Below are 13,981 nucleotides of genomic sequence, written 5' to 3'. Positions count from 1 at the left end.
CTAGAGATCTGCCACGTAATCGATGAGAGCCTCACGGGCATCCAAGGGCAAGAGACGGGACCGGGAGGCTGGTTTGGCCAACGCATCGCGCAAGACATTCAATCGCCGCCCACCGGATTGCGCGTCGTAACTATTGAACAGAACCCGATAGCGCTCGCGCTCGGGAGTCCCCTTCACCCCAATGGGTTTGCGCTTGGCGTCTTTGATGATTTCCATCCCGAAAAGGGCGCGATTGGAGTATCGGTCGTCTTGGTCTTCTTGAAGAACGGCAACCAACTCCTCGCCTGTCAATTCGCCCACCACCAACTTGTTTTCGTAGGGCAAGTGGCTCCAGGCATCGGCGACCGTGAACTTGCCTTCGGGAATCTCAGTGCTGCCAAAGGTGCCGTGGAAGACCGCATCAACCTCTTGCCCAGCCCGCGAAGCCGCAGCGAGGAAGGATTCGCAGAGGAAGTTGCGAATGGCGGCAGTCCCCTTGAGAGTGACCGGGATCTTCCCAATCACGCGCTCGGCTTCCTTTTCCGCTGCTTTCAAAAATGGTTTGGAGGCGTTCATCACGACCTCGTCAAAGCCCACCCGGCCATCCATCCGCGCGAGCTCGGTGCGAGCCAGATCCCCCATGAACCGCACGCGCCCACAGTCGAGGCCATGGTAACTCGCCTGCGTACAGGGAACCCCTTCCACCAACCAGCGCTCGTTGCGACGATGGGAGTGGGCCGCCAGGAAGGCATTCACCCCACCCGAATCCTTGAGAGTGTGCGCCAACGGGTTCGCATAATCGTCACCGCGTTCGCGATAGCCCATGTGACCTGCTACGATAATTTTAGTAGCTCCCTCACCCTTCAACTCCGCCACACAGCGCTTCAGAATCGGAGCGGGATCGACTGCCTCAAGCGGCCCCAAGAGCTCCGAACGCAGCCACGCGGGGAGACCCGGAGTGATGAGGCCCACCACTCCCACCTTCTCGCCAGCGACTTCCTTGATCATCCAAGGCCGCAGCTTCTGAAAAAGACCTTCACTTCGCTCGGCTCCCACCAACTTGCCATCCAGCTTCACATTGGCAGCGAGGACGGGCATGTTCGAGCGGTTGAGAGCTTCCTCCACCACCTCGGGACCCCAATCAAATTCGTGATTTCCCAAGACCCAGGCGTCGTAGCCCATCTTGTTGAAGAGATCGATCATCAGCTTCCCACGGGTCTGCCAACTGACCATGGTGCCCTGATAGACATCGCCAATATCTAACAAGAGGTTCTCAGGAGACTCCTTGCGCCAAGCCCTGATTTGGCTCGCACAGCGGGCAAGACCACCGAGGTCCTTCTCCCCGTCGTAAGACTCGGTGGGAAGGATGTGCCCGTGCAAATCCGTAGTGTGAAAGATGGCCAGCTCCGAGCCTTTCGACTCTTGGGCTCTCCCCCGCGCAGCCAGAGCCACCGAAGCAGCCGTGCCTGCGATAAATTGACGCCGATTCCAGTGCTGCATAACCTTAGCTACCGGAAATCATGAACTGGGGGTCGTAGAAGGTAATGAGCTTTCTCTTTCCTTCATCACTGTCGAAAATCATGGCGATGTAGTTGCCCTGATCCTCGACCTTGATGCTCCCGATCACTTCACCTCCACAGGATACCGTTGCCCGCACCCGCCCACTATCGACGAGCTTGAGCCTTTCGCTTCTCCGCTTGCGCACGGATTGCTTGAAGGTCTTATCGGTCTGGCGCTCCTCGATTGTTAGATCGAGAACATCATCTTTGCAAAATGAGACAAAGGTCACCACCAGTCCCTGCTCCGGGGTGTGCTGTTGAAGACTGGCCAACTTGATCTGCCATCCCAAGGACTCCCCTTCTTCATCAAAGACTTCTTCGGCAAAGGCAACGATGGTTTGTGATTTCCCCTTCACCACTTTCACCTCACGTTCCGCAGTCAGGCAGCCTTCCTTGGTCACCACAAACTTCTGGGTTCCGCCGCTGTAGGGGAGCGCTCCGGTCTTCTGGCCAAGGCGATAGCCCGGCTCCCAAATATCTTTACCGTTGATCTCGAGCTTGGTGTTCCCTTCTCCCGCATCAACGAGATTCATAAAGCGCACGAAGCCAGAGCTCGCTTGAGGATCTTGCCCGTGCAACAAGGTCAGACAGAGAAAGAAGAGCAGACTAGAGATTCGTTTCATATAGGGTTTCGATTTTCAGGTTGGCGGGAACAATTGCTCCAGTAGTGCTGTTGCGGATGCCTGGGTCAGCAAAGACCCGATAGCTTTTCTTGCGTGTTGCCTTCACTCGCAAACTTCCCGAAGGAGTCTGCTCCAGAGCCTGACCGATCACATGAATCCGAAAGTTCCGGCTCCGGGTGGTCGAGGAGTTATAGACTCTCGCGAAGACTTCTTCCGAGGCCCGGTCACTGACTTGCAAGCGGTATCCCGGATCATGATTATACTTGTTCCCGAAGACGAACTTATCCCGAAGGTCTCTCACTTCGTAGTCCTCAGGATAGCGTAGAGCGGCCAGTTGGGAGAGAGAGACATAGGGACGGCCCTCGATGATCATATCCGCAATTACGCCCGCCTCATCCGCGAATCCAGTCGACGAAGCAAAGGCGTCAGTTGCTGAAATCTGTCCAAAGCGCCGCGAAGTTCGGGGAGAAAATTTGCTGGTATCGAATGATGAGGACTCGAGCGCAATCTCCGGGTCCGTGGCAAGCACCCCGGCGGCGAGCGTTCGCAAGACCTCGCGAGAAGCCGTGTTCACGTTGATGTGACCTTCCACCTTACGCAGAGTCCCAACCCTCTTGGCTGGGGTTGCGGAAAACGGTTGCCCGCAATGAAACAGGTCCAGCAGGTGCGAGGCTCGCAATCCCACGGCTTCGAAGGCCTCGTGCTCGGGACGTCCGATGCGAAGGGTGTTCCCGCCTCCGACGACGGAAGACTTTTTGGGATCCTCTTGCACCTCGGGAACATTGGCGTTGGTGCTACGATTCGCGCTTTCCTTATACCAAATCTCATTCGTCCGGGATGGAGGATTGCCCCGGTGCTGCCACATCTGAGGATCATAGATGTTGCCCAGTTCAGTCTCACTGAAGTAGCGCCCCAGATTCGAGAGAAAGACCGGTGCTTTGCTCGGCTCGGTCGCGACATCCTCTTGATTGGGATACAAGTCGTTGGAGAGAGGAAGAAGGGCACGCTCCGACGATCCCGAACCTCTTTTGTGGAAAGTGCTGAGGTCGAAAGACGAATCATGCCCGCCGTCCGGCCATTCCGAAACCAGCATCCTTCCGTGAAGAGCATCGGGATCGAATTTACCAATGGAACCCCACCGCACATTCCGGCGACCGGGACTGTAATTTTGCGGATAGCTGTTTTCCGAAACCAAGCCGTCCTCATTGGCCAAGCCAGCCCACCATGACTGTCGGGGATCATACATTCCCGTGAAGAACTCTTTGGTATATTCTCCCCAAGTTCCGGGAATGACTGCTTTGGTGACCGGCGTGTTGGTCTTGGTCAAGAGCGCACTGGTCAGCTCGATACCGGCGGCACTTCGATCACAGTCTTGGCCATTCCATCGCAAACGATAATTCGCGACGTCTTCAAAAGGAAAGTCCAACTGGATGGGCAAAGGAAGAAACTGATCCGCCGACCCCACGAACAGCCGGTAAGTGATCGGTCCAGTTGAGACCATGGTGTAGCCGTTGGACGGAATCTTAATGCTCTGAGGCGAGGAATACCAAACTCCTTCGACCTTCTCGAGATTGTGAGAAGCCCAACTCGCGCTTCCGGCAGGAGCAGTCGTATCCAATGGGCTAATGAAATCGACCTCGGGATTTCCCAAAGCTTCGAATACAAAGGGATTGTCATACCCAAGCTCAAAGGTTCCTTCGGCGGCGTGATTGCTCATATTCCAGAGTTCCGCATAGGCTTCCACCTCAATGATTAAGAAATTCCGCTGCCCATCACTGCGATCAAACCCCTTGATGGTATGCGTGATCAGATACTCCGAAACATAGGGATGGGAGTCAATTCCCCGGTAGCGGTCCCCGTCCGCAATGGGAGTGCTGTCGGTATCGGCGTAGTCCAGAATGGAAGCTGCAATCGTCTCGAGATACGCGCTATCCTTCGACGATCCGGAGAGCCACTCCCCGAAGCCCCCGCGCCTTTGCTCCGCAAAGTCTGGCAAAGCGGTGTCGATGAAGTCGGCAATCTCCGAAACAGCCTCTTCGGCACGGCTGGGGATTCCAGGAACCAGACCAAAACCTGGCGACTCGTCTGAGCCTGCGGTTTCAAGCAACTTGTTGAGATTCAATCTTGGAGCCCCCATTACCGAAGAATCGAGTCCCGGGGCATAGGGCACGAGAGCTTGCTCCTCCCAAGCCCGATTATCAGTGGTAAAGTACTCTTCCACCCATCGGTCCTCGATGGAGTCATCGTCGCCACTTAGTTCGATCCGGCCCCGATCAGCCCCGACGGGAACCCGCTCAATCGGCGCCTGCGCTCCCTTCAAAGCCAAAAGACTGGCGGGAGTGGGAGCTTTGGGAGTCAAGGTCCGCATCGTATCATCCAAGACACTCTCATCGCTCACCCCGGTCTTGTTCTGGTCGAGAGTGTAAACTGCGATCTCACTGAGGAGACGATTCTCGGGATTCAAAAAACCTTCCGCCTCCTCGAGGTAACCGGGGTTGATTCCGGGGGCGGGCCAGAGCGGAATCTGACCACCGTCGGTCTCATATTGGCTCAGGGCTGGTTGAAGTTCCTCGTTCCAGATTTCGTCATTCTGCCAGACTTCGTTAGCCCGCGCATGACCTCCGCTGCGATCATTGCCGGGAATATATTCGGCATCGATATGACCCTGCATATCCTCCACCCAATAGGAGTAGCGCGCAATGGGCACTCCCTCTTGATCTCGAATGATGCGCCAAGCAGTCACCGGAGGAGAAAGGTAGGGAGTTCCGTTGATCGCAACCGTTGCTTCCAGATTATTGTCGCTGCTTTTCAAGAGACCGGGATCTTCCGGCAAAGTCAGCTGCCCATCGACAGTGACGCTCTGCGCCCCCACTCCCTCTTGAGTAGCGAACAAAGGCGTGAAGTTAAAGACAGGATCACCGCCGCTCGTATCGCCTTGGATACCATACAAATAGGCTCGTCCGCGCTCTCCGGCATCGGTATCCAAAACGTCATCTTCCTCGCTGGAGATCTGGCCATCGCCATTGTCATCGTACTCTTCTGCAAAGGGTATCACACTGACCGCGTAGGTATCGGATGAAGTGACTCCGGCCAAAATCATCTTTGCTTCTTCCAGAGCAGATTCTGCCGCCAGTTCGGCCTGATAGGAACCGACCCGCGCCTTTGAGGAGGTGCGCTCCAATTCGACAATCGCCATCAATGCGACAAGGAGGATCATGAGCCCGGCAGAAATCAAAATGACTGCCGGCAGAGCAAAACCAGAGGACTGGGAACGTGGGGATGATTTAGTTCGCATGGCCTACTTTCAGATTAAGTTGAAACTCTCGGCCGGCCCTGGAATCGTATTCGTCACCATCTTCCAAAACCATGGTCTGGGCAATTTTGGTGGTCAGGTTCCAATCCTCTTCCAACCGCATGAGACCGGCGGTGTCACTATCTACAACTTGAAAATCAATATCGAGGGCCACGGGCAAGCCATTCCCTTCCGCCCAGTTGGCCAGAGGACCAGCCGCATTGGTCCGGGCCAACGGCTGGGCCACGAAACGAGTCACGTTGAAGGCGACCGCTTCCGCCCGATCGGGATCGGCAACCGGAGTGGGCAGGGTCCCATTGTTCAATCGCTCCAAGAGATCCCCACTGCTCACAAAGCGGCGGTAAAGCTTCCGCGAATAGGCAGAGTCCACGACCGGAGCATCCTGCGTCACCGCCGTGAAATAATGGACGTAACAGACATCGCCCACCGCTTTTGATGAGTCCTGCGCTTCCAGAGGCTTGAGAGTCAGGAACCAGATTTCGTGAAAGCGCTCGTCGGTCGCCTTCCACCCGAAATTCTCATCACCCGCTCCCACCATAGTAGCGACATCATCAGAGAGCACACCCAGCGCCGCCCGAGCTTCCACCAGCGCGTCAATCCGCTGGGTCGAGTCGCTGAACCCTTCGGTACCGACCCTCATCGCCATCATCATCATCAGAATGATTCCGGTCCCGATGCCAGCCGCCACCAGGACCTCAATGAGGCTGAATCCTTTTTGACTCCTTGGGCTTGTTTGCTGAATCTTCATTTGAGGGAATCACTCTTGATAAAGGTTAAACGAGATCGATTCTCGGCCAATGCGCGAGCCGGACTCTCGATTCTGACTTCCACCCGAAAGACATTGAGCGGCACTCCCGCCACCAGCTCGGCATCCTCAACTTCCTGCCCATATCCCCGCACCGCAGCGAGCGAAATCACGTCGGAGTTTTCTCCCTCCCAGCGCTCCTCATACTCCATATCCGAAGCCACACCGATGATGGCTCCGTCGAGATCGAGCTCGAGAATCAGCCAATCATCATCACCCTCCTCGGAACTACTCCCTCCGCCGCCGAAAAATCCAGCCGAATTACTCGCGCTGTCGGTTCCCCAGGGCAGGTCACTGGTTTCAATCAGTTCACTATTGCCATCGAGGGCCCGCCGGATTTCTTCAAAGACCGAGCGGGCCGTAATCACTCCTCGCGTCTCGCGCTCGGACTGTCGGCTACTCTCGCTCCCCGCGACCACCAGCCCCAGAATCAAGGGAACAGAGATCGCCATCACCGCCATCGCGATAATCACCTCGGTCAAGGTATATCCTGCTGCGCGAAATGTTGGAAAAGAGGTCTTCACTGGGTTTGTAGGTAACGGGCCCGCCCCGTCTGTCGTCCAATAATAATCACTTCCCTCTTGCGCCAATCGTTGTTGTCCGCACCAGTCCCCACAGCCACTCCATTCTGCACCGTTCCTTCTCCCACATGCAGTTCCAGCTCAGCTTCTCCCGAGGGCCAAATCACACTCCCGGTCGATCCGAAAATAATGGCAGGCATTTCAACCGAACGCTTTTGGGGCGAATTGTCGTCGCGCACGCTGATGGTCACCACCGCCTCTTGGTCGAAGGCATTTTGACCAGAATCAGAGACCGTGCCTCCCTTTGAAAAAATAAAGCGGCCTGGCAGATCCGCCCAGCGCCGCAATTGCTTGCCCGCAATGAAGTCTCCCGTGACATCGTCCTGCCGCACCTCGAAGAGGGTAAAAGCGCGACCCAACCTGTCTTCCAGGCCCTGGTCGTAAGGAGTCATCACCATAGCCACCGGCTCACCTGAAGAGAGAGCACGGGTCTGGGCATTGTTCAATCCAGCAAGAAGAAGCGACCTCACCGCATCGCGGCTTTCGCTCTTGCCCGCGCCTTGAAAGAGAAAAGCGCCCATGACAAGGAACACTGCCATGATTCCCATCACGACAAGCACCTCAATCAGGGTAAATCCTGTTTTTGCTCTTTTCTTCACTTGCTCAAAAGTTCGCACACCTCAAAGGTCATGCCAACACATTGTCTACACAAAATTATTCAACTTTACCAACAATCTGTGCAAGCGTTCCCCTGTCACGAAATCGTTGAATCATAGCGCGTGCCAAGTTTACAGATTTTCTTACGGGACACCTTTCACTTCGTCCTCAATCCCAGACAAAACTCTTTCGTCCCCGATTGCCCGGGCGAACGCGCCCAACCGGCAGAAAAACTGGTAACAAACTTATCATAAGGATTTTAAATCCAGAACAAGGTTCACCTTTCGCTTTAAAAAATTCCCTCTTGGACCACTCCTTGCCGGTGCCACAGAACCTTTCTCCCAAAAGAAAAATCTTTTCCAGTTTAAGCTATTCCGCCGCTCGAATTTGAAATTCCGGTCCCAATTTCCAAAGACCCCTAGGAGAAAAATGGGCTCGAATTCCGCCACTTTCTCCGAAAAATAAAAAGCGAAGCCCCCCACGAGAGGCTTCGCTTGAAACGCAAGAATTGAACGAGAGTCCTATTTCACTGCGCGAGCGAATCGAACCGTGCTTTCGCTCGAGCTCAAGGTGTAGGGGCTCGTGGCATCCGTGAGCGTGGTCCAAGTGCCGGACAGGTCCTCGGAAACCTGCAAAGTCCCTTCGAAATAGACCTCGATCTCGCCGTTCTCCCCCTGAACTACATCGATGAACGGTTCCTCCCCCTTCGATGGCAGCGCGGTCCCGTAGCTGATGGAAACATCGTCAAAGCCACCCCATCCCCAGCCGCCGTGACGGGAGTCGATGAAGTCCAGGGTGACCACTTCTCCCCCACTAGCGACTTTCCCCCGCAGGTCCACGCTATCCAGCGAAACGACCTCCCAAAAGTCTCCTCCGGACTCCGTGCGGGAATTGAAGGTGAGATAAGATCCGTCACTCACCCTTCTCAGACCAAAGCCAATCACCCCGTCTCCATCAGGAATCGAGTTTGCCGGCAGACCATTCGCATTGATTTCATCGAAATTGAACTCCCCGTGAGCGCCGCCAATCAGGGAAAAGGAGAGGGCTCCATTCGGGTAGAGAGTAAACTCGGGCGAACGAAGAATGAGGGTTTCATGAGCCTGATCCCGGGTATTGGTATTATCCTCAGCCTCAAAGGGTAAAGGCCCCACGAAGGAAGGAGCACTATTGGCGAAAGGCGGAACGGAGTTCCCTACGTTCGGGTCATCATTGCTCAGAATCCCCAGATGGGTTGGGCCGTTGGCCGTCGCAGAGTTCGTCACATTGACCCATCCCTGCAAAGTGCGGTCATCGAAGTCAAAGGCCGCACCAGGCGAACCTTGCGAGATCGTCACGTTATCGTAACAGGCCCAAGCCCAGCTCCCATGATTGGAGTCGATCAGGTCAAGGGTGTAGAGCTCCCCATCCTCGACCAGCCCCGTCAACTCGTCTCCCTCGACTGTGACAGTCTCCCAGAACTGGGAGCCTTCCTCAATGGTGCGACTCCAGAAACCAAGATACCGGCCATCGCTCACCCGGCGAAGGGCCACGCCCAAAGCCCCATCAGGCGAGGAGCTTGCCGGCAACCCGTTCGCATTCACCTCGGCAAGGTCCAGTGCAGGCTTCGTCCCGCCAAGAACGGCAAAGGAGATCGCCCCATTGCCATGGAGAGCAAACTCGGGCGAACGGAGCAAGAGCGTCGCGTGGGCGCGGTCTCTGGTATTGTCCCCGCTTTCCGCCTCGAAGGGCACTGGCCCCAGGACGTAAGGAGCGCTATTTGCAACCGGATAGGCGGAATTCCCCACAGGTTCGGCGGTCGTATCGATCACCGCATACTCCGTTGGCCCGTCAGCCGTAGTCGAGGTCTGCACGCTCGTCCACCCCTGCAAAGTCCCATCCTCGAAGTCATATGAGACTGTTGGAACGCCCTCCCGAATCACGACATCATCGAATCCCGCCCATGCCCAGGCCCCGTGGTAGGAGTCGATGAAATCAAGGGTATAGCATTCCTCTCCCGCAACCAACTCCGCCAACTCGGGTCCTTCCACCGTGATGGTCTCCCAACTGGTGCCGCCATCCTCGGAGCGCCCCCAGAATCCGAGATACTCGCCGTCGCTCACCCGCCGCAGGGCAAACCCGATTGCCCCTGCCCCGGAGGACTGGGCCGGCAGACCATTGCGATTCACCTCCGCGAGGTCCAGGTCGGGATGGGAACCACCAATCAGGGAAAAGGACAAAGCCCCATTGGGATAAATGCGAAACTCTGGCGAGCGCAGCACCAGGGTTTCGTGACTACCATCGCGGGTATTCCCACCATCCTCAGCCTCGAAGGGCACCGGTCCGATGAAGGACGGACTGCTCTGGGGAAGAGGGGGCACCGAATTACCCACCGCAGGATCATCCTCGCTAATTACCCCATGACCACTGGGCCCGTTTGGCAGACTGGAAGCGGTAAGATTCCCCCACCCCTCCAAAGTCCGGGTGTCGAAATTGTAGGTCGTGGTAGGCCCTGCCCCGCTCGGCACCGCAACCGTCAGCTGAAGGGTTGGTCCAGCTTCGGCATCCGGGTAGTTGATGCCGATCAAGCTGTTGTCTGCCAACGAATGACCATGATAGGCAAAGGTCACCTTGCCATCTCCTTCAGACAAATCCGCATTGAGAGCAGCAACCAAGTCTTCGTCCGAATAAGTCCCCGACGCCTCGAAGGTCCGTCTCGACCCCACCGTGGCCGCCCCAGGCGGATCGGTATTGTCCATCAGGGCCGAACCTGTCCAACGAACCACCGCCGGCTGCAGACCGACAACGGGGTTCTCCGGATCGCTGATCGGAGCCGCCCCATAGCTGGCCTCTGCCAGTTCATATGTGAGGGTCTCCGGGTCAAAGTCGGCGGGCACATCGACAAAGGTCATTGCGACGACCTCCGCATCCACCGGGTTCCAATCAAAGACATTCACCTCGGCCGACACAACCACGGCCCCCTCGGGGAGAGTAGTGAGATCGAAGGCGAGATAGATCAGCAGGTCTTGTAATCCGGGGATACTCTGGTTTTCCCCCAAGGCTCCAAAGACATCGTCGACGTATAATCCGTCCGCAACCGCGACTTGATTTGCTTCCACTGCAATCTTGACCTCTTGCCCCCCCAGAAACATCGGAAACAGACAGGGCCAACACAACAAGGCGAAGGGCTTTTGCCCAAAGATCGTTTTCATAATAGTTCGATAGAATTCACAAACGCCTGAAAGGCCCCTCATCGTCACGTATACCTCAATTTCCACGATTCAAACATGGTGATAAACTCGTAACGCAAGATCGCTGAGCCGAACGCGCATCCATCCCCCGCGCCCCCCCCCCAAACCGGTTGTTGGCTGCGACTCAATCTCAGTCGAATCACATTTCCCCGCAACTTCCCGCTCGCCCTGAGGTTCCATCCCACCTATCGATGGTAGCCGCAGCACAGATGATTGATACGCCCCCCGATCCCGACTCCGAGAACGCGCGGGATGTTGAATTGATGCTCTCCGTTCAAGCCACCGGCGATCACGAAGCATTCCGCCAATTGATCGAGCGGCATCAGGACGCCGTCATCGGCACCGTGGCCAAGATGCTAGGCAATCCCAGCGAGGCAGAGGATATTGCCCAGCAAGTCTTTTTGCGCATCTGGAAATCCCGTGCCCGCTATCAGCCCAGCGCAAAGTTCACCACCTTCCTCTACACCATCACCCGCAATCTCGTTTTCAACGAATCCCGTCGCAAATCCCGGAAAAAAGAGTCCTCCCTCGATCAGCGCAAAGACGACTACGAGCTCGAGCTCCCCTCCAATCCCAACCAGCAACCGGATCGCGAGCAGCTCAATGCCGAACTCCGAACCGCGATTGACCGGGCTATCGAAGCCCTGCCGGAAAAGCAGCGCATGGCCGTGGTTCTGCGCCGCTATCAGGACCTTTCCTACGAGGAGATCGCAGCAGTTCTGGACCTCACCGTCTCAGCGGTGAAGTCCCAGCTCTTTCGCGCCCGCGGCACCTTGCGCGAGTCACTGGCAAGTTACCTGGAGCAGTAGACATCCCGGCAAGGAAGTCCCTTTGGCGGTATTTTCTTTTCGACCAATGCGGATTCCCGCTTAAAAGACCCCGTGCTCGCCGCCTACGTCCACGACCTCGATCCCGTCCTCATCTCCCTGACCGAAACCCTTAAGGTGCGCTGGTATGGACTCGCCTACCTTGCGGGCTTCATCGCCGCCTGGTGGATTTTAAAAAAGCTCGCCGAGCGAAAACTCTTCCCCCTCGCCCCCGACAAAGTCTCGGACTTCATCGCCTACGGAGCCTTTCTCGGCGTCTTCTTGGGTGGTCGTTTGGGCTACGTCCTCTTTTACATGCTGCCCTCCGCTGCCGGTCGGGCGCAGATCGCCGATGACCCCTTGACCATCTTCAAGGTCTGGGACGGAGGGATGGCTTCCCACGGAGGGATTCTCGGACTGACAATCTTTGCCTGGTTCTATGCCCGCAAACACAAGATTTCTTGGGCCGCCCTCGGCGACGGCATCGTCTGCGTGGCCCCGCTTGGGGTGTTCTTCGGCCGAATGGCCAACTTCATCAATGGCGAACTCTTCGGCCACGTGGCCAAGTCCTCCCTGCCTTGGGCGGTGAAGTTTCCCGGGGCCATCTTCAACCAGAAATGCGAGGAAGCCGAGAGCTACTCCTCCGTTATGGCAGTCGCGATCGAAAGCGCCGAGGGCGAAACCCGGGACAGCCTCATCCAAGCCTACAACTCCGGATTCGGGGGCGAACAAGCCTTGGCCGCCGCCGTGCGCAGCAGCGATGCCGTCCAGACGGCCATCGAGCCCTTCCTCCTCAACCGCCACCCGTCCCAAATTTACGAAGGCCTCATCGAAGGTCTCCTCCTTTTCCTCCTCCTCACCACCCTCCGCTTCCGTCTCCCCAAACTCCCCAACGGCACCCTGACCGGCCTCTTTTTCCTCCTCTATGCCTTGGGACGGATCTTCGTCGAGCAATTCCGCGTCCCCGATTCCGCCATGATCGGAATTTTTACAAAAGGGCAATTCTACTCCCTTTTCTTTATCCTCATCGGCATCGGATTCCTCATCGCGGCCAAGGTTCGTCCAAACCCTTCCCCCGCCGCGCCTTAGAAACCTATAAAAGTTATCTATCTCGGTCTCATTTTATTTGAAATTTGTTAGAATCCGGAAGAGCTTAAGGAACGTAGGTTTCTGCCATGTTGTCTTTCGGATCCAACCCATCTCAAGACCCTATCGCCGGACAAGCGGTCAGCCCATCGCGACCGCTTGAAAATCCGTCGGAGGTGAACCTTGAATATTTGGTTTGCAGCCTGGGGCCTAGCGCCAAGCAAAACATCGCCAAACTGATCGAGCTCGGCCCGAAATTTCTCCATTGCCAAAGCGTCGAGATCTTCACCGATCAAACTGGTTCGACAAGCCCGGAAGCGGACTCCGAAACAATCGTCGAGCCCTACGGCCACAGCCATAAATCTCTCGTAGTCAGGACCTCGAACACCTCCCCGGATGCCGGTCGATTGGCAGCGTACAAAAACCTCCTCAATCAGCAGGAAACCCGCATCCGGGATGTTGAACGGATGTCCAGCCTGAAGAAATACACCAAAGCCCTCTTTGAATCCTGCCCTGATGGCATCCTCGTAACCGATGAGTCCGGCTACATTCTCGACGCCAACCGCGCCATGGTCATGCTCACCCGCATGTCCCGGGAAAAGCTGATGGGACTCCGGGCGAGCAAATTGACGAATGCCAAGGGACGCTCCCAAGTGATGAAGGCCATTCGCTACCTCAAAACCAACAACCGGGCGCGCTTCGATTGCCGCATCCGGTTTGGTTCGGGGAATGGGGTTCCGACTTCAATCTCCATCCGCGACTTCGTCTTTCAGGGCCAGGGCCTTCTCCTCGCAACGATTAGAGACCTCAGCTACTTGGAAGAAGAGGTCAATCAATGTAAGACCTATGAGAAGAGCCTAAGCCGCTCAATCACCAACGCCACCGACGCCTTCATCCGGTATGACCAGTTCGGCCGCATCACCGAAGCCAATCCATACACCGAGGTCCTCACGGGACACTTGGTGGAGCATCTCGTTGGAAAGCCCGTCGACGATCTTTTGTCCAATAGCTCTCTGAAAGCCTTCCGCAAAAGCGTGGCCCAGCTCCAAAAAACCGGCTATTCCACTTTCTTCTGCGAAATCGCAAAGCCCGATGGAACCAAGATCCCCTCACGAGCGGCTCTCATGCAACTGGAGCACGAAGGAGAGGTCTTCTGCCGCCTCTTCCTCCAAGACCTCCGCTCCCTTTCTGCGGAACAGGGGTAAGACCAGTCAAGGCGTCAACAACCGGGACGAGACCCCAAGCTAGGAGCGGCGACGAGGCCTTGTCGGTCGGTTTTTACAAAAAAATACGTTTTCGGCCTAGCTTGAAAAACGAGCGTCTCCCCACAACCGCAAAAAACAATTTAAGTCACTCAAATACAACACCATAGACTCAAACCAGCCCTAAAAACCCACGAAAAAAT

General features: G+C 56.2%; 10 protein-coding genes. 3 read left to right on the top strand and 7 right to left on the bottom strand.

Annotation, left to right across the window (positions count from 1 at the left end; translation table 11 throughout):
• From IE099_RS07235 to IE099_RS07205, 7 genes are all read right to left on the bottom strand, one after another.
• Nucleotides 1–1,479, bottom strand: a complete 1,479-nt coding sequence (locus IE099_RS07235; protein WP_189568968.1) for a bifunctional metallophosphatase/5'-nucleotidase — start codon at nt 1,477–1,479, stop codon at nt 1–3.
• A 4-nt stretch (nt 1,480–1,483) separates the two neighbouring features.
• Nucleotides 1,484–2,161, bottom strand: coding sequence for a hypothetical protein (locus IE099_RS07230; RefSeq protein ID WP_189568965.1), 678 nt, complete (start codon nt 2,159–2,161; stop codon nt 1,484–1,486).
• Nucleotides 2,145–5,456, bottom strand: a complete 3,312-nt coding sequence (locus IE099_RS07225) for a hypothetical protein (RefSeq protein ID WP_189568962.1) — start codon at nt 5,454–5,456, stop codon at nt 2,145–2,147. The genes IE099_RS07230 and IE099_RS07225 overlap by 17 nt, the downstream gene beginning before the upstream one ends.
• A complete protein-coding gene (locus IE099_RS07220) occupies nt 5,446–6,222 on the bottom strand; it encodes a PulJ/GspJ family protein (RefSeq protein WP_189568959.1) in 777 nt (258 codons plus the stop codon). The genes IE099_RS07225 and IE099_RS07220 overlap by 11 nt, the downstream gene beginning before the upstream one ends.
• Nucleotides 6,219–6,803 (bottom strand): type IV pilus modification PilV family protein, encoded by a 585-nt coding sequence (locus IE099_RS07215; RefSeq protein ID WP_189568956.1) that lies wholly within the window; start codon nt 6,801–6,803, stop codon nt 6,219–6,221. The genes IE099_RS07220 and IE099_RS07215 overlap by 4 nt, the downstream gene beginning before the upstream one ends.
• Complete coding sequence (locus IE099_RS07210) at nt 6,800–7,459, bottom strand: pilus assembly FimT family protein (protein WP_189568953.1); 660 nt, start codon at nt 7,457–7,459, stop codon at nt 6,800–6,802. Before IE099_RS07210 ends, IE099_RS07215 begins: the two co-directional genes overlap by 4 nt.
• Before the next feature lie 519 nt (nt 7,460–7,978).
• The gene (locus tag IE099_RS07205; RefSeq protein WP_189568951.1) at nt 7,979–10,645 is read right to left on the bottom strand and encodes a hypothetical protein; all 2,667 of its coding nucleotides are present in this window, start codon (nt 10,643–10,645) and stop codon (nt 7,979–7,981) included.
• 230 nt (nt 10,646–10,875) lie between these two features.
• Between IE099_RS07205 and IE099_RS07200 the strand changes: the two genes are divergently transcribed.
• The 3 genes from IE099_RS07200 to IE099_RS07190 all read left to right on the top strand — a co-directional run bounded on the left by IE099_RS07200 (nt 10,876) and on the right by IE099_RS07190 (nt 13,781).
• A complete protein-coding gene (locus tag IE099_RS07200; protein ID WP_229809429.1) occupies nt 10,876–11,493 on the top strand; it encodes an RNA polymerase sigma factor in 618 nt (205 codons plus the stop codon).
• A 72-nt stretch (nt 11,494–11,565) separates the two neighbouring features.
• Nucleotides 11,566–12,579, top strand: coding sequence for a prolipoprotein diacylglyceryl transferase (gene lgt / locus IE099_RS07195; protein ID WP_189568949.1), 1,014 nt, complete (start codon nt 11,566–11,568; stop codon nt 12,577–12,579).
• Between the two features lie 173 nt (nt 12,580–12,752).
• The gene (locus tag IE099_RS07190) at nt 12,753–13,781 is read left to right on the top strand and encodes a PAS domain-containing protein (protein WP_229809428.1); all 1,029 of its coding nucleotides are present in this window, start codon (nt 12,753–12,755) and stop codon (nt 13,779–13,781) included.
• Nucleotides 13,782–13,981: the final 200 nt, after the last annotated feature.

Origin of the sequence: Roseibacillus persicicus (assembly GCF_014651675.1) — a bacterium.
GTDB lineage: Bacteria > Verrucomicrobiota > Verrucomicrobiia > Verrucomicrobiales > Akkermansiaceae > Roseibacillus > Roseibacillus persicicus.
The sequence above is the reverse complement of the archived record's forward strand: the minus strand, read 5'-3'. Positions and strand labels throughout refer to the sequence as shown.